The sequence below is a fragment of the Flavobacterium pedocola genome (assembly GCF_053764385.1).
Genome location: NZ_JBSNCR010000001.1, coordinates 223,677 through 242,376, shown reverse-complemented (window position 1 = coordinate 242,376; position 18,700 = coordinate 223,677). Strand labels below are relative to the sequence as shown.

The 18,700-nt window shown below is 38.6% G+C and carries 18 protein-coding genes and 1 tRNA gene; 13 read left to right on the top strand and 6 right to left on the bottom strand.

Annotated elements, in window-relative coordinates:
* Positions 1-102 precede the first annotated feature (102 nt).
* On the top strand, positions 103-1,176 hold the full coding sequence (locus ACWPKD_RS01105; protein ID WP_455410832.1) for an SRPBCC family protein: 1,074 nt from the start codon (positions 103-105) through the stop codon (positions 1,174-1,176).
* A gap of 43 nt (positions 1,177-1,219) precedes the next feature.
* Here ACWPKD_RS01105 and ACWPKD_RS01100 read toward each other — a convergent pair whose 3' ends face one another.
* The 3 genes from ACWPKD_RS01100 to ACWPKD_RS01090 are packed head-to-tail and all read right to left on the bottom strand — an operon-like array spanning position 1,220 to position 3,275.
* Complete coding sequence (locus ACWPKD_RS01100) at positions 1,220-1,939, bottom strand: tRNA threonylcarbamoyladenosine dehydratase (RefSeq protein ID WP_455410831.1); 720 nt, start codon at positions 1,937-1,939, stop codon at positions 1,220-1,222.
* 50 nt (positions 1,940-1,989) lie between these two features.
* Positions 1,990-2,625: a TatD family hydrolase gene (locus tag ACWPKD_RS01095; RefSeq protein WP_455410830.1), complete on the bottom strand. Its 636-nt coding sequence runs from the start codon at positions 2,623-2,625 to the stop codon at positions 1,990-1,992.
* Positions 2,626-2,684: 59 nt separating this feature from the next.
* Positions 2,685-3,275 (bottom strand): DUF1684 domain-containing protein, encoded by a 591-nt coding sequence (locus tag ACWPKD_RS01090; protein WP_455410829.1) that lies wholly within the window; start codon positions 3,273-3,275, stop codon positions 2,685-2,687.
* A 135-nt stretch (positions 3,276-3,410) separates the two neighbouring features.
* On the opposite strand from ACWPKD_RS01090, the gene ACWPKD_RS01085 reads away from it, so the two are divergent.
* From ACWPKD_RS01085 to ACWPKD_RS01060, 6 genes are all read left to right on the top strand, one after another.
* Entirely contained in the window at positions 3,411-4,628 is a 1,218-nt protein-coding gene (locus tag ACWPKD_RS01085; protein ID WP_455410828.1) for an MDR family MFS transporter, read from the top strand.
* A gap of 86 nt (positions 4,629-4,714) precedes the next feature.
* Positions 4,715-6,322 carry a tetratricopeptide repeat protein gene (locus ACWPKD_RS01080; RefSeq protein ID WP_455410827.1) on the top strand — a complete coding sequence of 536 codons (1,608 nt, stop codon included), beginning with the start codon at positions 4,715-4,717 and terminating at the stop codon, positions 6,320-6,322.
* Between the two features lie 265 nt (positions 6,323-6,587).
* The gene (locus ACWPKD_RS01075; protein ID WP_455410826.1) at positions 6,588-8,240 is read left to right on the top strand and encodes a T9SS type A sorting domain-containing protein; all 1,653 of its coding nucleotides are present in this window, start codon (positions 6,588-6,590) and stop codon (positions 8,238-8,240) included.
* A 387-nt stretch (positions 8,241-8,627) separates the two neighbouring features.
* Complete coding sequence (locus tag ACWPKD_RS01070) at positions 8,628-8,987, top strand: BlaI/MecI/CopY family transcriptional regulator (protein ID WP_455410825.1); 360 nt, start codon at positions 8,628-8,630, stop codon at positions 8,985-8,987.
* A gap of 5 nt (positions 8,988-8,992) precedes the next feature.
* Positions 8,993-10,873 (top strand): M56 family metallopeptidase, encoded by a 1,881-nt coding sequence (locus tag ACWPKD_RS01065; RefSeq protein WP_455410824.1) that lies wholly within the window; start codon positions 8,993-8,995, stop codon positions 10,871-10,873.
* 66 nt (positions 10,874-10,939) lie between these two features.
* Complete coding sequence (locus tag ACWPKD_RS01060; protein ID WP_455410823.1) at positions 10,940-11,080, top strand: SsrA-binding protein; 141 nt, start codon at positions 10,940-10,942, stop codon at positions 11,078-11,080.
* 78 nt (positions 11,081-11,158) lie between these two features.
* Here the strand turns inward: ACWPKD_RS01060 and ACWPKD_RS01055 are convergent, their stop codons facing one another.
* Entirely contained in the window at positions 11,159-11,671 is a 513-nt protein-coding gene (locus tag ACWPKD_RS01055; RefSeq protein ID WP_455410822.1) for an adenine phosphoribosyltransferase, read from the bottom strand.
* A 74-nt stretch (positions 11,672-11,745) separates the two neighbouring features.
* On the opposite strand from ACWPKD_RS01055, the gene ACWPKD_RS01050 reads away from it, so the two are divergent.
* The 5 genes from ACWPKD_RS01050 to ACWPKD_RS01030 all read left to right on the top strand — a co-directional run bounded on the left by ACWPKD_RS01050 (position 11,746) and on the right by ACWPKD_RS01030 (position 15,724).
* A tRNA-Arg gene (locus ACWPKD_RS01050) sits at positions 11,746-11,819 on the top strand.
* 264 nt (positions 11,820-12,083) lie between these two features.
* On the top strand, positions 12,084-14,288 hold the full coding sequence (locus tag ACWPKD_RS01045) for a sensor histidine kinase (RefSeq protein ID WP_455410821.1): 2,205 nt from the start codon (positions 12,084-12,086) through the stop codon (positions 14,286-14,288).
* A 1-nt stretch (position 14,289) separates the two neighbouring features.
* Positions 14,290-14,673, top strand: a complete 384-nt coding sequence (locus ACWPKD_RS01040; protein WP_455410820.1) for a response regulator — start codon at positions 14,290-14,292, stop codon at positions 14,671-14,673.
* A 29-nt stretch (positions 14,674-14,702) separates the two neighbouring features.
* Positions 14,703-15,278 (top strand): pentapeptide repeat-containing protein, encoded by a 576-nt coding sequence (locus ACWPKD_RS01035; protein ID WP_455410819.1) that lies wholly within the window; start codon positions 14,703-14,705, stop codon positions 15,276-15,278.
* Between the two features lie 2 nt (positions 15,279-15,280).
* Positions 15,281-15,724 carry a GNAT family N-acetyltransferase gene (locus ACWPKD_RS01030; RefSeq protein WP_455410818.1) on the top strand — a complete coding sequence of 148 codons (444 nt, stop codon included), beginning with the start codon at positions 15,281-15,283 and terminating at the stop codon, positions 15,722-15,724.
* Positions 15,725-15,729: 5 nt separating this feature from the next.
* Here the strand turns inward: ACWPKD_RS01030 and ACWPKD_RS01025 are convergent, their stop codons facing one another.
* On the bottom strand, positions 15,730-16,404 hold the full coding sequence (locus ACWPKD_RS01025) for a hypothetical protein (protein WP_455410817.1): 675 nt from the start codon (positions 16,402-16,404) through the stop codon (positions 15,730-15,732).
* Positions 16,405-16,558: 154 nt separating this feature from the next.
* Here ACWPKD_RS01025 and ACWPKD_RS01020 point away from each other — a divergent pair, with 154 nt between their 5' ends.
* Positions 16,559-17,287: a sulfite exporter TauE/SafE family protein gene (locus ACWPKD_RS01020; RefSeq protein ID WP_455410816.1), complete on the top strand. Its 729-nt coding sequence runs from the start codon at positions 16,559-16,561 to the stop codon at positions 17,285-17,287.
* Positions 17,288-17,335: 48 nt separating this feature from the next.
* Here ACWPKD_RS01020 and glyA read toward each other — a convergent pair whose 3' ends face one another.
* Entirely contained in the window at positions 17,336-18,610 is a 1,275-nt protein-coding gene (glyA, locus tag ACWPKD_RS01015; RefSeq protein WP_455410815.1) for a serine hydroxymethyltransferase, read from the bottom strand.
* Positions 18,611-18,700: the final 90 nt, after the last annotated feature.

Below are 18,700 nucleotides of genomic sequence, written 5' to 3'. Positions count from 1 at the left end.
TCTTCTTTTTCCTGCTTTTTATAGGAATTTTATTTATAATTAAGTTAGTTCTGAAAGAATAAATATTGTTATCTTTGAAACAATCATAATTAGACGAAAATTATGCGCATTGTAAAATATATTTTCCTCCTTATACTACTTGCCGCCATCGCAGTATCAGTCTACGTTGCAACCCAACCGGGAGACTTTGACATTCAGCGAAGTAAGGTTATCAATATTTCTCAGCCTGTTTTATACGATTACATCAATGATTATAAAAACTGGGAAGACTGGGGCCCTTGGGCAGAAGAAGACAAAACCATCCAATATACCTATTCCGAAAAAACAAAAGGCTTAGATGCCGCTTTTTCCTGGACCGGAAAAGAAGGTAACGGTAAAATGAAAACGGTAAAAGTGATTGAAAATGACAGTCTTTTCCAGAAGATTTATTTTGAAGACGGAGCACCTTCAGACATCATCTGGGGTTTTCAGAAAGTGAACGGCGGAACCAAAATTACCTGGCGAATGAAAGGTAAAATGGATTTTGGCATGAAAGCTTTTTCAATATTCAGCGGTGGTGTGGAAAACATGATGGCGCCGATGTTCGAAAAAGGGCTTAACAATATCGATAATTTACTGGTAAAAGAACTGAAAGCCTATTCTGTAAAGATTGATGGGTTAGTCCGAAAACCGGGTTGCAATTACATCAAACAATCCTTAACCTGTAAAATAAGTTCCTTGTCGCGTAACATGGGCATCCTGATGCGTACCATCGATAAATTTGCCGAAGATAACAAAATCACGGTTAACGGAGCGCCTTTCACCATCTACGACAAATACGATGAAGCCAGCGGAATTGTTTCTTTCTCGGTATGCCTTCCGGTGGAACAGGAAATCTTTACCTCTGAAGGAAGTGATATTTCAACCGGAAAATTCTATTCTTATCTTGCCTTAAAAACAACCTTGAAAGGCGATTACTCACACAGTAAGGAAGCGTGGAATAAAGCTTACGCCGAAATCGAGAAAAAACACTGGCAGGAAAATCATTCCGGAAAATATATTGAAGTTTACAAAGTGGGTAACAAACAAAGCCACAAACCATCCGAATGGGTTACTGAGATTTATATCCCTATTGTGGAAAAAATAAAACCGATAGCCCTCCCACCTGTTTTAAAAGATACTACTAAAGTGCAATAAAAAAAGTCCCTTTCGGGACTTTTTTGTTTATAGCATTATTTGTTTACTCGTTTTTAAGCAATTGTTTGATTACGGTTTCGGCTGCGTGCAATCCGAATAAGGCCGGCATCCAGCTGTTGGTTCCGAAGAACGATTTCTTGAAGTTGCTTCCGTCGGTCATTTTTAAACTGCTCTGATCCGGTTTTTCCACTGAGAATACAGCTTTTACACCACTTGTAATCCCTTCTTTTTTCAAACGCTTACGGATTACTTTAGCCAAAGGACAAACATCTGTTTTACTGATATCCTTTACAACAACTTTACTGGCAAGCATCTTTCCTCCAGCTCCCATATTGCTGATTACTTTTACCTTTTTGCGTTTAGCAGCAAGAATCAGATTTAATTTTGGTGTGATACTGTCAATACAATCCAAAACATAGTCGTATTCCGGAGTTACCAATTCGAAAGCTCTTTCCGGTGACAAAAATTCCTGTACACGGGTTAACTCCAATTCCGGGTTGATGTCCATCAAACGATCGCCAACGATTTTAACTTTTGGCTGCCCAACCGTTGAATGCAAAGCCGGCAACTGACGGTTCACATTGGTAATATCAACCGTGTCACCGTCTACAATAGTCATTTTCCCAACACCTGCTCTTGCGATAAATTCAGCGGCAAAGGAACCTACTCCCCCCATCCCCACTACCAATACATTGGAGTTCTTTAATTTCTCTAATCCTTCTTTTTTAAATAATAATTCGGCTCTTTCTGTCCATTCTGCCATTGCAAATCATTTTGTGTAATGCGATTCCGGTCGAAAAACCGGTCAGGCCACTACGGGTTAAAAACTAACTTAAAATTATCTTCGATAATCTGTTCCACATCAATGTTTTTTATTGATGCAGCTTTTATGTAAACATCGTGGATGCTTTCTTCAATTGTATCGGTTTCCAGAAAAAAACGATCATTCGGAACCTGTTCAAATACAGACGCCAGTTCCGGGTTTCGAAGCAGGTATTTCCCAAAAGACAAATAAAAACCGTTATCCAACAGCGATTTGGCTACTTGCCAGTTTTTGGAAAATCCGTGAATAACCATCGGAACTTCGATTTTTAAACGCTTTTTGATTTCAATTACTTCCTGATAGGCGGAAACGCAGTGCAAAATTACAGCTTTTTGGTATTGTACCGCCAACTGTAACTGTTTTTCAAAAACTTCTGTCTGAATATCCAAAGGCATTTCAATTCGTTTGTCCAGTCCGCATTCGCCTAAAGCCAGGCAGTTTCTCTGTTGCAGCTTGTTTTCAATACTATGCAGATGCTCATCCACTTTATCCAAATCAATGTACCACGGATGAATCCCAATTGAAAAGTACTTCACGGAAGCATCGAATTCATTCGGATACTGGTTGACAATTTCCAGTACATCTTCCTGATTACTGTATTTATGAGTGTGGATGTTGAATTTCATTGCTGTTAACTGAAAACTGTGACTGTGACTGCTACTGAGACTGAGACTGCTACTGAAAACTAATCATGAAACTTCTTCACTCCTGCCTTCACTTCGACTTTTAAATCGTTTTCTTTTGGCGGAATCGGACAGGAATACCCTTCATTATAAGCACAATAAGGATTATACGCCTGATTGAAATCTATGATCATTACATCCTTGCCGGTAGCTTCTAAATCGATGTAACGTCCGCCGCCGTAACTTTCCACACCGCTGGTCAAATCCGTGAAAGGCAGAAACAGGTGATTTTTGTATTTCTCCTGTTTTGAAAGCTCTATGTTTCTGTAAATGTTCAGTTTGCATGGTTTGCCCTGCAATTCAAAATGAACTTCACCGTATTTCACATATAAAGGCTTTCTGACTCCCGAAGTTGGCATCACAAAAGGCTTCTCTTTAGGTGTAAGTACCAATTTGGCTTCCACACAGAAATCTTTGTTCATCTCGTAAAAATCAAGGCCTTTGAAATGTGCAAGATCTTCTTCCTTTAAAGGGCTTTCTTTTTCATCAGCAAACTCCTTATTCATTTGTAGCTGAAAGGTTTTTGCATTTTCTTCATTGCATTGTGCCAGAGCCATTACCGGAAACAAAAACGCGAAAACTATTTTTTTCATAACAGATTACTTTCTGCAAAAATAGTTAAAATTCAATGTAAAAAAATTCACAACAATTTAACAGCTGTAGCCGGGAAATCATTACCTTTAAAAGGTGCTTAGTTTGTACCTTTGCGCTAAAATTATTCCTCCCCAATGCTTTCAACCGCTTTTAACCGATATATTAGTAATTTCACAGGATTTTCAAGGGAAATCTGGATACTTACCATTATAACTTTCATTAACAGAGCCGGTACGATGGTGCTTCCGTTTTTATCAAAATACCTTAAGGAAGACCTGGATTTTTCATACGATCAGGTGAAATGGGTTTTGATTTGTTTCGGAGCTGGCTCCATGGTTGGCTCTTGGCTTGGCGGAAAGCTTTCGGATAAAATAGGTTTTTATAAAATCATGATTTTCAGTCTTTTTACAAGCGGAATTGCTTTTATAGGGCTGCAATTCATCACCAGTTATATAGGACTTTGCATTGCCATGTTTTCCATTATGGTAATTGCCGATATGTTTCGGCCGGCCATGTTTGTTTCCTTAAGCGTTTATGCAAAACCGGAAAACAGAACCAGAGCACTAACCCTGGTAAGGCTTGCCATTAATTTAGGATTTGCCGCAGGCCCGGCTATTGGTGGATTGATTATTGTAACCGGAGGTTATTCAGGGCTATTTTGGGTGGATGGTGCAACGTGTATGCTCGCGATTACCATTTTCGGGCTGTTAGTAAAAGAAAAGAAAAAAGAGGCTGTTCACAAAGAATCAGAACATACTGAAGTCAAGAAATCCGTTTTTACGGATGCTCCTTTCTGGATATTCCTTTTTATCTGTACGGTTAGCGGAATTTTGTTCTTCCAGTTGTTTACCACACTGCCTTTGTATCATAAAAAGCAATTTAATTTAAATGAGTTTCAGAGTGGATTACTTTTGATGCTTAACGGGCTGATCATTTTCTTTTCCGAAATGGCTATCGTAGGTTATGTGGAACGCAAAAAAATTGATAAGGTAAAAATAGTTGGCTACGGATTGCTTGCCATGACCATCAGCATGTACTTACTACTTATTAATATGTGGGCCGGAATGCTTGTGATTATGATGATTTTCATGAGTTTCGGGGAAATGTTCGCTTTCCCTTTTTCTAACTCTTTTGCCATGAGCCGGGCTCCTAAAGGGCACGAAGGCCGTTACATGGCAATTTTTACCATGGCTTACAGCCTTGCACATATTCTGAGCTCCAATATAGGCTTTGAAATTGTTGACCACAAGGGCTATCAGGCCAACTGGCTCTTTATGGGGTCGCTTGGAGTCCTGGCACTTCTATTCACAGTATATCTGAAAAAATTACTGGCTGAGGAAAATGCCGGATGACAAAATTCAGAATCTTTGTGGTATTACAGGATTTGTTTCACTTTTTGTCAGGGAAAGCAGTAAATTAGTGGTAAATTAAATTCGTTATGCGGAACGTTTTACTTTTACTACTCTTTTGGAGTACTGTGACTTTCTCCCAAAATGATGTCAGTAAATTAATTGACAGCCTCACTTATAATTTACCCGATAAGGAAAAAGCGCGGATTTCCCTAAAAATAGCCGATGAACTTAAAAGCTTGGATTGGAAAAGATCGTTACATTATATCGAATACTCCGAAAAACTTGTAAACAACCTTGACTCCGATGAAATTACTGCGGAAAACAATGAAAAAATAGCAGACATCTATAACGAGAAAGATGCTTTTGACATTGCCTTAACGTATTACCTGAAAGCTTATGGATATTATCAGGAAAACAATGTTGGCGAAAAAAAATACCATCTGGAAAATTCACTGGCGATCATTTACGCTCGTTTGAACAACAAGCAAAAAGCCCTACTCTATTTCAATAATGTGCTTAAGCATCACCGGGAGAAAAAAAACACGATTTTTATAGCCAAAGCGCTTAACAACATTGGCACTTTATACATGAGCAGCGGTACTCTGGACAGTGCCATGGTCAATTTTAAAGAATCCCTACGCCTTACGGAAAAACTAAACGACGATAAACTAAAAGCCATCTTATTCAACAATCTGGGGATTTGTTATACCCGCTTGAATATTTTCAAAGAAGCTAAAAGTTACTTCGACAGGTCTTTGGAAGCTGCCGGAAAAACCGATGACAAAAACAAAGCCTGGATTTACAATTCCATTTCCAAGTTATACCTGCTAAAAAAAGAACCGGACTCTGCACTCTCTTATGCACAGAAAGCGGCTGTATTACTCAAGGATGAAAAATTTAGTTTTGAAAATAAAAATGCGTTAATCAATATTTACAAATCGTACCTTTTAAAAGGGGATTATAAAAATGCGGCCAGCTATTTTGAAACGTACGATGAGATAAGGGACAGCCTGAACATTGAAGGCAAAGCCATGAACGTAGAAAAAATAAAACTGGAGCAGGAATACAAAGAAAATGAAGAAGTGAGGCTTTTAAAGGAAAGCAAAGAAAATTTCAAATATTACATTATTGGGTTAAGTCTTGTAACTGTAATGTTATTTCTCTCGATTTTACTGATCAAATACCGGAACAAGCTCTCCAAAGCACAGTTGGAAAAAGATTTATCCGAAGCCAAACAAAAAGAACTGGATGCGAATCTTGAACTCAAGAACAAGGAGCTGATCACCCATTCCATGATGGAAATACAACGCACAGAGATTGTGGAGCAGATCATAGACGATTTGAAAGAACTGAAAACACAAGCCCCAAAAAAAGACTCGCAGCAAACCATCGATTTAATTATCAAGCAACTGGACAAAAAAGATAACAATGGTCTTTGGGAAGAATTTGAACTCCATTACGGCCATGTGAACGAATCATTCTATAACATACTCAATGAAAGACATCCTGAACTGACGTATCGGGACAAAAGGCTTTGCGCCTTATTAAAACTCAATTTGACCACAAAAGAGATTGCCCAGATTACAGGTCAATCCATAAAATCGCTCGAAAACGCAAGAACACGACTCCGAAAAAAATTAAATCTGACCAACACTAACCACGATTTAGTGACCTACCTTGTTAATTTAAGTTAAAATCACAAACGGCTTACCACTCGTTTTTGAAGAAAATTTAACAAACGGTCATAAAAAACCCCCTTTAAAATCAATGCTTTATAAAACAAAGAGTGGTAAACGAGTGGTTAAAAAAACAAGAGGAGTGGTTTATAGAGGGTACTAAAATAGCTTCCGGATTTTGGATTAAATAATTTTGACTTAACAAATAATTCACGACACGTTTTTGAATTATGCTTTTAAAAAATCAGTCAGAAGAATTTTCAAATCTAAAACTATCAGTACAATGAAAAAAATTACTTTATTATTATTCGTTTTACTTACTTCCTTATCCGGAAAGGCGCAATGGACTACCGATACTGCTGTAAACACCCTGGTTGCCGATGTAATTAACCTTGACCAAAAAGTTGTTAAATGTCCTAACGGCAGTACCTACGTAGTTTTTTGGAAACAAGTGGCGGCACCTGCCAATTTTGAATTGAGAGTACAATTGTTAAACGCAAACGGTGTGGCTCAATTTGGAACCGAAGGGATGTTAATCAGCAATACTATTCCCATGGGAAGTTTTACATCGATTATGAAAGCAACCGGCGATTCAAAAGACAACCTTTATATAGGTGTTACAGGCACAGGAACCGGAACACCTGCTTATGCCTTTAAAATAAACCAAACCGGAACCATGCTTTGGGGTGCTAACGGAATAAGTTTAGGAAGTGGTTATGTAGTAACAATACTCCCGATGGAAAATGACAGCGAGAATGCAGTAATTCATCATATGGCACTTTCCGGACCGTCAAAATTACAAAAATACTCCCCGACAGGTACTCCAATTTGGGCTGCACCGGTAGATGTACTTTCGGATACTCCAACTACCCAAACAACGCCGGCAAGCCTTTTTGAATTGTCTAACCAGCAAATCATGGTGGTATTTCATAAAAGAGTATCGGCAGGTACCACAAGTAACCTTTTTGCTCAAAAATATAACAGCAGCGGTGTAGCACAATGGGCAGCACCTGCACAGTTAGCAAACAAAGGAACGGCCTATAACAATATGAATTATGGAGGTGCTCAGGATGGCGATGTGGTTTACTATGGGTATTCCGGAAACACAGGAACACGTTCAGATTCCTATGTTCAACGAATCAATCCGGATGGTACGCTGCCTTGGAACATTAACGGTGTTGATTTTGACACAAACGCAACGCTATATGAAACAGATACCAAAATCGCGTTCTCTCCAGGTTCTGATTTTATTTGGGCTATATCGAATTACACGCCTTCCACCCAGGATTTACGAGGGGAATATGTTCAAAAATTTAATAAAGTAACCGGGGCCCGACTATTTACCGATAATGCCAAACAGGTTTTCCCTGTAGAAGCAGCCAGAAAGACCCATTCCGGAGATTTACAGCTAATCAATGATGCGCCACTTTTCTTAATTACGGAAGGTGTCAATAATGGCGTATTACCTGTACCGATCAAAGCAGTTCTTTTAGATGCCAACGGTGATTTTGCATGGACCGAGCAATCGCTTCCTGTTGCTACTTTTAGTGCCGCTAAGTCAAATATAACTTCCACAAAGCCGGTTAACAACACTGAAATGGTTGTGGTTTTTACTGAACCTAAAGTTGCAGGTCAAAATAGAATTTACGCTCAGAAATTTATCTTACCGACCCTTGGCACAAACGATTTCGGAACCTCTGAAAATACTGCAATGGTATACCCGAACCCGGCAACCAGTTTCTTCAATATCAAAACCGCTTCTGCGCTTAAAACTGTTTCGGTTTATAACACCTTAGGACAAAAGGTTTACAGCAATGACTCATACGATTCCTCTGAATTAAATATTCCAACATATAATTGGGCAAAAGGCTTATATACGATTAGTATAGAAACTACGGATGGCAGAAAAACAACTAAAAAACTTATCAAAGACTAACTATCACAACTGGCTATTCACTTAAAGTTCAATAAATTTTTATTACTTTAGATCAAATCTCGATTCGTCGGGATTTTTTTATTATATTCACTATCAACATTTTATAAATTCCACACCTATTTCTTCAGCGTAAAAAATGTTAATAAAACTATAAAATTCGTTATTCAACTAAAAATATAGTTGCGTAACTAGAATTATAGTTGTAAGTTTGTTCTGTGCTTGAATGAAAGCATATTTGCGTTAGGGATAGAGGCGATATCCTGTCATTGAGAGATTGCCACGCAAGCTCGCAATGACAGATAAAGCCGAAAGCCCGATTCGCCTTTTTCGGCGAAAACGCCCATATAAATACATATAACAGAAAATAGAAAATAGAGTAAAGATATCATGCAAAAGTTAACCAACAAAGAAGAAGAAGTAATGCACATTTTATGGAAGCTGCAAAAGGCTTTCGTGAAAGAGGTTTTGGCAGAAATAACCGAAGACCAGCCGCATTACAACACGCTTTCGACCATCATCCGTAATCTGGAAGAAAAAGGGTATGTGGCACACAATGCCTTCGGGAACACGCACCAGTACTACCCTATCGTTTCCAAAGAAGATTATCGTAAAGGTTTTATGAATACCGCTATTGAAAATTATTTCAATAACTCCTATAAAAGCATGGTTTCCTTTTTTGCCAAAGAAGAGAAAATCAGCGCTAAAGAATTACGCGAAATTTTAGAAATGATCGAACAGAAAAAATAAAGCCTATGGAAGCTTTTGGAATTTATCTGCTTAAAGTTAGTGCCTTGATGGGAGTTTTCTATCTCGCTTACTTTTTATTCCTTCGAAAAGAAACGTTTTTTAATTCAAACCGCTGGTTTTTACTGGCCGGGTTGATTACTTCGATGGTCATGCCGTTGATAACCTATACAAAAGTGATTTGGGTAGATCCGGCGCCGGTTTATGAGTATTCGGAAATTCAGAACTCTTTTGTGCCTGTTGAAGAATCTTTTCAGATTAACTGGTTTTTGATTCTGGCCATAGTTTACGGAATAGGAATCGCAGTTTTTCTGGTAAAATTTATAGTGGATTGTTTCGCCATAAAACAATTACTTGAAAAACCAAAAGCCATCAAACGCAGTAATTTTTATCTGATTGACACCGAAAAAGTGCAATCGCCGTTTTCTTTCTTTAATTATATCGTTTACAATTCTTCGGTTTTTAAAGAAGACGAACTGGAAAATATTTTACAGCACGAACAGGTTCACAGCGCGCAGAAGCACTCGTGGGACATGATGATCGCCCAGATTTTCTGTATCGCGTTCTGGTGCAATCCGATAGTGTGGCTGTACAAAAAAGCCATCGCTCAAAACCTTGAATTCATTGCCGATGCCGAAGCAACGAAAAATATAGAGGATAAAAAAAGTTATCAGAAAACCTTATTAAAAGTAACAATGCAGTCGCAGTGCATTGCAATCACCAATCCATTTTATCAATCATTAATCAAAAAACGAATCGTTATGTTAAATGCAAATCAATCAAACAAAAAGAACTCCTGGAAGTATTTCGTGGTACTGCCGTTATTAGTGGTTTTCATGTTCCAGTTCCAAATGAAGGTTCTGGCGCAGGAGAAAAATTTCCCAAGGGTAGCCGAACAGGAAATAAACCGAAAAAGAGTTGCTGTGGTAATTGATAAGAATTCTTCAGAAAGCGACATCAAAAAAGATGCTGTAATGCTGAAGAACGAATTTGATGTTACCTTAAAAGTTTCCAAAGTAAAACGCAACACCAAAGGAGAAATCACCACCATTAAAGTAGAATACAAAGACAAAGACGGCAAAAAAGGGACTACGCACGTAGAAAGCGACGAGCCGATCCAACCGATTCATTTCTTTAAAGAAGTGGATGAAAACGGTAAATCTGCTATTGGTTTTGGTGCTCCAAGAGAAAGAGGTCCGAGAGAAGGCTTGGCAAAAATCCACAAAATCAAACGTCTTGATAATGATGGAGAAGCAGTACAGGTAATCATCGACGGTGACGAAGACGGTTTAACATGGGCTGAAAATTTGGATTTCGATTTTGATATCGAAGCTCCTGAACTTCCGGAAGCTCCAGAATTAGAGGACAAAACAGATGCTCCTAAAGCACCTAAACCTCCTAAAGCACCGAAAATGATCAAGAAAAACATTGTTATCAAACAAAACGGTGACAAAAAAGAAGTTTGGATCAATGGTGAAAAAGTATCCGAAGACATGATTGGTGCCATGGATTTAGACGAAATGGGAAAAGCCTACACCTTCAACTTTAAAGGACCAAAAGGAAGCAAAGGCGAGAAAGGCCATAAAGGAATGATCATCTCTGATGAAGACGGACAAATGATCATCAGCAGAACCGAAATCGACAAAATAAGGCAAGAAGCCATGGAAGGCGCTAAAGTACATATCGAGAAAGCAAGAAAACATATGGCGGAAATGCGCCCGGAAATGGACAAAGCAAGAATCCGTATGCGAGAAGCACAACCGGAAATGGACAAGGCCAGAGAAGAGATGCTAAAAGCGAAAGAAGAAATGCTAAAAGCAAAAGAAGAAATGAGAAAGGCTAAAGCAGAATTGGAAAAAGCAAAAGCTGACCTGAAAAACAAAAAATAACAATCAAAAGACCGCTGTTAACAGCGGTCTTTTTTTATTCCTATCTTTGCCCAAAATAAAAGGTTTATGTACAAAGTATTAGCCAAAATAAACAAACTGATTTTACCGAGTTTCACCAAACAACGCCTGGATTTAGCCAAAGCCAAAAAATGGCAGAAAGCAATTATCGCCTATCGTTATTATGTTACGACAAGAGCACTTGGGTAATTATAAGTTATGAGTTATGAGTTAAAGAAACGACTGACAACTGAGACTGTAAACTGAGACTGAGACTGCGACTATAAACTAATAAGTCATCGCTGCAAAAATCTCCTTATCACCAAGTTTTTCCCTTCCGTTAAGGAAAGTCAGTTCCATCAGAAAATTGCACTGTACGATCTCACCACCCAATTTTTCCACCAATTCACAAACCGCTTTTGCCGTACCCCCTGTAGCCAGAACATCGTCGTGAATTAGAACCTTTTCCCCTTTTTGAATGGCGTCTGTGTGGATTTCTAAGGTATCCGTGCCATATTCCAATGCATAAGACGCAGATAAAGTACTGAACGGCAACTTATTAGGTTTTCGTACCGGGACAAAACCGGCTTCCAGTTCCTGCGCCAATAAAGAGGCGAAGAAAAAACCACGGCTTTCAACCCCCACGACCTTATCTATTTTTTTATTCCCTAAACTATTAACAAGCAATGACAAACACTCTCTTGTTGCTTCAGGGCTTGCCAGCAATGGAGTAATATCTTTAAACACAATTCCTTTTTTTGGAAAATCCTGAATATCACGTATGTACTGCTCTAATGACATTTTTTTATAATTTTTATTTGATTTTGATTTGCAAGTTACACATTTCTTCCTATATTTGCACCCGTTAAAACAACGGCCTCGTGGCGCAACTGAATAGCGCATCTGATTACGGCTCAGAAGGTTACAGGTTTGAATCCTGTCGAGGTCACAAAACCCTGCTAAAGCAGGGTTTTTTTTTGCCTCCCCAAATTTAAAGCTTACCCTCAATTTTAATCATAATTAACTGATTTTTAGTTATATTTATAATAAATAATCTGTTAGGTCCTTCAAAATGATTTTTGAGAAAATAAGCAGCTGGTTTCTAAAACGCCCTAAAACTTCAGGGCTGTTTATCTTTTTGATTATTCTCGTTGGATTAAACTCAACCATATTCCTCCAGTATCTCGTTGTTAAAAACAAACAGCTCGACGAAATGAACAATATTCTAGCAGTGGTGCATCAGAATATTGAGCAAACTTTAAAAAACAGCTACGCAACTACCATAAGTTTGGCCCTTACCGTAGATGATGAAGGAAACGTCAACAATTTTGAAGAACTTGGAAAAAAACTGGTAACCGCCAACAATGCCATTGATGCTGTACAACTTGTACCCAACGGGGTCATTAAATACACCTATCCGCTGAAAGGCAATGAAGCCGCAAGAGATTTCGATATTTTAAACAGCCCCCTGCATCGCGAAGCCGCACTCAAAGCAATCGAAACCCAGAAGATGTATTATGTCGGCCCCATTAAGCTAAAACAAGGCGGTATCGGTATTGTAGGACGACTTCCGGTTTACAAAAAAGGTAAATTCTGGGGATTCTCTGCGGTTGTCATTCATTTTTCCACGTTTATTAAATCGTCAGGGATTCAGAATTTCAGCAGCGACAAATACTATTTCCAGCTTTCCAAAAAGAACGGAACAGAAGGAAAAGAAGTTTTCTTCATGGAAGACAAATCCAATTTCAGAGACAAAACCTATAAAAGCGTAACCATTCCTGAGGGCGATTGGACACTGTATATGATTCAGAAAAACGAATCCAAACTCCTGTGGCTTACCCTCCCTATTTTCATACTGGCTTTCATTCTGGCCCTGATTTGCGGGATGTTTGTAACCCACATTCTTCAAAAACCTTCCGATTTACAAAAACTGGTCAAAGAGCAAACGGAAAAACTGGTTAAAAGCCAATTGCTTTTCAAATCTATTTTTGACAATGCCGGACTGGGGATAACCCATACGGATTCCAACACCGGTGAATACATCAAAGTGAATGATAAATTTGCGGAATTAACCGGTTATAGCCGTGAAGAACTGGAAAAAATGACCGTTATGATGATTACCCATAAAGATGATCATGAAAACGACACCAAACAAATGAACCTACTCAAAGAAGGTAAAATTGACAGTTTCTCACTTGAAAAAAGATACCATCATAAAACCGGTCATTTAATCTGGGTAAACATAACAGTAACACCGCTTTGGCGAAAAGGCGAAACCCCTAACGCCCACATGACCATAGTGGAAGACATCACCAAAAGAAAACAGTACGAAAGAGACCTGCTTCAATCACGATTAAGTCTGGAATCCCTCATCAATACTATTGACGGAATTGTTTGGGAAGGTTACCCGGACAAACCCGGCGTTACGTTTATCAGCAAGCAATCGGAATCTATTTTAGGTTACACGGCTGAGGAATGGAAAAGCAACGATAACTTCTGGTACGATCATCTGTACCCTGAAGACCGGGACAAAGTAATTGAACTCACCAAAGAATGGTCAAGTTTGAAAAAACCGCATATACACGAATACCGCATGATCGGTAAAAAAGGGAATCTTATCTGGGTAAGGGACATCGTTAATGTATTTATCGAGAAAAACGGTTCTTTCAAATTCAGAGGGATTTTGATCGACATCACCAAATCGAAGGAAACGGAAATCGAACTCAACAATTCGTTCAAACTGGTATCGGAACAAAACAAAAGATTGCTTAATTTTTCACATATTGTTTCCCATAACCTTCGTTCCCACACCAGCAACATCCAGTCACTTATCAACCTGATTGAAATGAGTGAAGACAAAACGGAGCAACAGGAATTGTTAGGCTTGCTGAAATCGGTTTCTGAAACACTGGACGAAACCATGGACAATCTGAACGAAGTGGTATCGATCCAAACCAACATCAATCCGTTGGTTGAAGAGCTGAACCTAAACCGATTCATCAAACGTGTTCAGGAAATATTGCGAGATCAGATCCTTAAAAACGAAGCGACGATAATCAATCATGTTTCCGAGGATGTTTCCGTAAAATTCAATGCTGCTTATCTTGAAAGTATATTGCTTAACTTTATATCCAATTCGATTCGTTACAGGCATCCGGACAGAAAACCGGTTATAGAGCTTTCGTATCTTGAAAGAGATAATTATAAAATATTGGAAATCAGCGATAACGGCATCGGAATTGATTTAAAAAAGAACGGCGAAAAACTCTTCGGGATGTACAAAACCTTTACCAACAACCCGGAATCAAGAGGAATTGGACTGTTCATCACCAAAAATCAGATTGAAGCCATGCACGGAAAGGTTGAAGTGGAAAGCGAAATAAACAAAGGAACCCTATTCAGAATTTATTTTAAGTAAAATGCCGCAGGACAAAACCATATGTATTATAGATGATGACCCTATCTATCAGTTAGTCACCAAAAAGATGATTGATAAATCCGGGCTGTTCCACGATGTTTATTCTTTTACCAACGCCCTGGACGCCATACATCATTTTAAAGAAAACGAAAACCTTCCGGATGCCATACTGCTGGATATCGAAATGCCGCAGATGGATGCCTGGGATTTTCTTGATGAACTGATAACCGTTCAGCCTTCTTTTCAAAACCAAAAAATAATTTACATTGTAAGTTCCTCCATTGCTTCTGAAGACAAACAGAAAGCCGAACATTACAATTGTGTCAAAAATTTCCTGAGTAAACCGGTAAATTTAGAAAAACTGCAAACCATCGCAGAAGGTTAATAGCTATATTTGTACTTTAATTATGTGCAATGACAGCTGATTTCATCTACGACAAAGAATACAAAAACAACATTTTTTCGGCCTACGAACTCCAGTACAAGGAATTCGAAAACTGTACTTTCATCAACTGTGATTTTACTGAGGCCGGATTTTCAGGTACCGTTTTTATTGATTGTACCTTTTACGAATGCAATTTTAAGGATGCCAAAATAGGTCACGTTAGTTTCCGAAACAGCATTTTCAACCATTGCAATTTCACGGCTGTAAACTTTGCGATGACCGATCAGGTGATTCACGAGTTCCATTTTAATACCTGCCTTTTGGATTATGCCCAATTCTATGCGTTGAAACTCCGTAAAATCAGTTTTACCAATTGCAGTATGGTCAGTGTGGATTTTATGCAAACCGATTTGTCCGATGCCTTATTTGACAACTGCAACCTGCGTTTAGCCGTTTTTACGGATGCCAACTGTGAAAAAGCCGATTTTTACACCAGTTATGATTATTCCATCGATCCTGAAAAAACAAAACTGAAGAAAGCGATTTTCTCTTCGGATGGCATAAAGGGATTGTTAGCCAAGTACAACCTTGTGATAAAAGATTAATTATGATGATCAGACGTTATCAGAAAGAGGATTTCAACGAGCTAATCGCCTTACTCAAACGCAATATTCCGGAATATTTCGCACCGGAAGAAGAAGCGGATTACAGTGACTATCTCACCCATCATCTGGAAGATTATTTTGTGGTAACTGAAGACGACACTATCATCGGAGCTGGCGGTATCAACTATTTCCCGGAAGAAAAAACTGCCAGAATTTCCTGGGATGCCATACATCCTGATTTTCACGGAAAAGGTGTCGGACGCAAACTAACCCAATACCGAATCGACCTGCTGAAAAACAATCCCGAAATCAATCTGATTGTAGTGAGAACCACACAATTGGTTTATAAATTCTATGAAAAAATGGGGTTTCAGTTGGAAAAAACAGAGAAAGATTTTTGGGCGGAAGGCTTCGATTTATACCAAATGAGCATCCGTCTTAAGTAACGGTGTTACTCTTTGATAATCATAACAGAACCTTTAAAACCTGTCGCTAGATCCCACTGATTTCCGGTAATCAGCGCTCCTTTTTCATCAACAATATAGAATTCTGCTGTGTTTGGCCCTGAAGTCCCTTGGTTTAGCGCCTCAAATTCAATTTTATTAAAGCCTTCGGTCAACCCAATCTCAATGGATCTTGATTGATTAATCAGCTGAACCTGATCAACAACCACCATATTGTTGATGTAGATTTTAATCTTATCACCGTCTTCCGCCATATGGTCACGGTAGAGGATTTTCACAACTTTGGATTTGGTCTTAAATTCACCAAAAGACTGGTTTCTCCTGAAAACCTTGGTGTTTTCATCACCTTGCTGCTTCGGTAAAGCATTTTTAGGTATTTCTCTCGGATTGGCAAACACTTCTTTTTTTACGGAAGCCTGATCCCCTCCTATTTCAAAGGATTTGTTTTCTTTAGGAAAGGTAAGCGGTTTATGTTCATCATAAATAGACGGACTGAAATCAATGGCTTTAAACCTTGATTCGGCTTCTTTTTGCGGTACAAGTTCTACATCGGGGTTCTTAGTCTGTGGAATTACGATGGAATTCAATCCTTTATCTTTTTGAGCAAATGCTTTAAAAGAAAAGGTTGACAGCAACAATAACCCAATTATAATTTGTTTCACTTGTTTAGGATTCGTTTACATCACAAAACATTATTTTTAAACAGCGTTCTGTGAATTACATTTTCAAAAATAGTAAATCAAAAACTATTCCATTCATAAAATTTTCACAGAAATCGTTAAAAATGGTTAAATTTGATTACAAACCAATTTGCAAATGGAAGAACTTTTACTCTTTTTTGCTTTAGCATTACTTGCTGAAATAATTGGAACTGTAAGCGGTTTTGGTTCTTCAATACTATTTGTTCCGCTAGCCGCTTTATTTTTTGATTTTAAAACTGTACTTGGAATTACCGCTGTATTTCATGTATTCAGTAATATTTCTAAAATCATGTTGTTCCGCAAAGGCATTGACAAAGCTATTTTTATCAAACTGGGACTGCCGGCAATTGTTTTTGTGATTATAGGTGCTTTTTTAACCAAATACATTCCACAGAAAGAAATTGAACTCGGCATGAGCTTTGTATTACTATCATTATCCGTCTACTTAATTTTTAACATCCATAAAACACTTAACAGGACCGACAAGAATCTTTTTATTGGGGGAACTTTATCCGGGTTTCTGGCCGGCTTAATCGGTACTGGTGGTGCCATTCGCGGACTTACTTTAAGCGCTTTCAATCTGGAGAAAGACATTTTTATTGCCACATCTGCTTTAATCGATTTAGGAGTTGACTCCAGCAGGGCTGCAATTTATATATACAACGGTTATTTCCTCAAAGAACATCTCATTTATATTCCCGGACTGGTTATTATTAGCATTTTAGGGACCTGGATTGGGAAAAAGATTTTAGAGAAAACCTTGCAAAAGTACTTTCGTTATATTGTTTTGGGAGTGATTCTGATTACCTCAGTGTTACAATCGGTGAATTATTTTTACAAATAAAAAAGTCCCTCAAAAATGAGAGACTTTCTTTTATAATTTAAATGATGACTAGAAAACGAACATCGCTCTTTCGCTCATCATGTCGTTTACCTCATCGGCAACCTGTTCCAGTACTTCTTCGTTGGTATGGTTCATGATAACACGGTCGATCATGTCCACAACCGTTTCCATATCTGCTTCCACCAAACCACGAGTTGTGATTGCAGGCGTTCCCACACGGATACCTGAAGTTACGAATGGTGATTTATCATCAAAAGGCACCATGTTTTTGTTCACGGTGATTTCCGCTTTTACTAACGCGTTTTCAGCTTCTTTACCGGAAATTCCTTTGTTTCTCAAGTCGATTAACATCATGTGATTGTCTGTTCCTCCGGAGATGATGTTGTAGCCTCTTTTTACGAAAGCTTCCGCCATTGCTTTAGCGTTTTTCTGCACCTGCATTGCATATTGGAAGAACTCATCTGTTAAAGCCTCACCGAAAGCAACTGCTTTAGCCGCAATAATGTGCTCTAACGGACCACCTTGATTTCCTGGGAAAACCGACATATCCAATACGTGTGACATCATACGGATTTCTCCTTTTGGAGTGGTTAAGCCCCAAGGGTTTTCAAAATCTTTCCCCATCATGATCATTCCACCGCGAGGCCCACGCAACGTTTTGTGCGTAGTTGTTGTAATAATGTGACAATGAGGAACAGGGTCGTTCATTAATCCTTTAGCGATTAGACCTGCAGGATGCGCGATGTCTGCCATTAAAATTGCTCCAACAGAATCCGCGATTTCACGGAAACGTTTGAAATCCATATCACGGGAATAAGCTGAAGCACCGGCAATGATTAATTTTGGCTGTTCTTTAGTAGCTATTTCCTGGATTTTATCGTAGTTCAGACGACCTGTCTCCTGCTCTACACCGTAAAAAACAGGTTGGTATAATTTTCCTGAGAAGTTAACCGGAGAACCATGTGTTAAGTGACCACCGTGCGATAAATCGAAACCTAAAATTTTATCACCTGGCTTTAAACAAGCTGACAAAACAGCTGTATTTGCCTGTGAACCAGAATGTGGCTGCACGTTTACGTATTCAGCTCCGAAAAGTTCTTTGGCTCTGTCGATAGCGATCTGCTCGATAACGTCTACCACCTCACAACCACCGTAATATCTTTTACCCGGATAGCCTTCTGCATATTTGTTGGTTAAAACAGAACCAGCAGCTTCCATCACCTGGTCGCTTACAAAGTTTTCTGATGCAATAAGTTCTAATCCGTGGATTTGTCTGTCTTGTTCTTCAAGAATTAAGTCGAAAATTTGTTCGTCGCGTTGCATTTTCAATAAAGTTTGTTAAATCGAGTTCAAAAATACAAAAAGTGTTTGGTAAAATCCCAATTGAAAGTATATTTGATGATTGAAAATTCA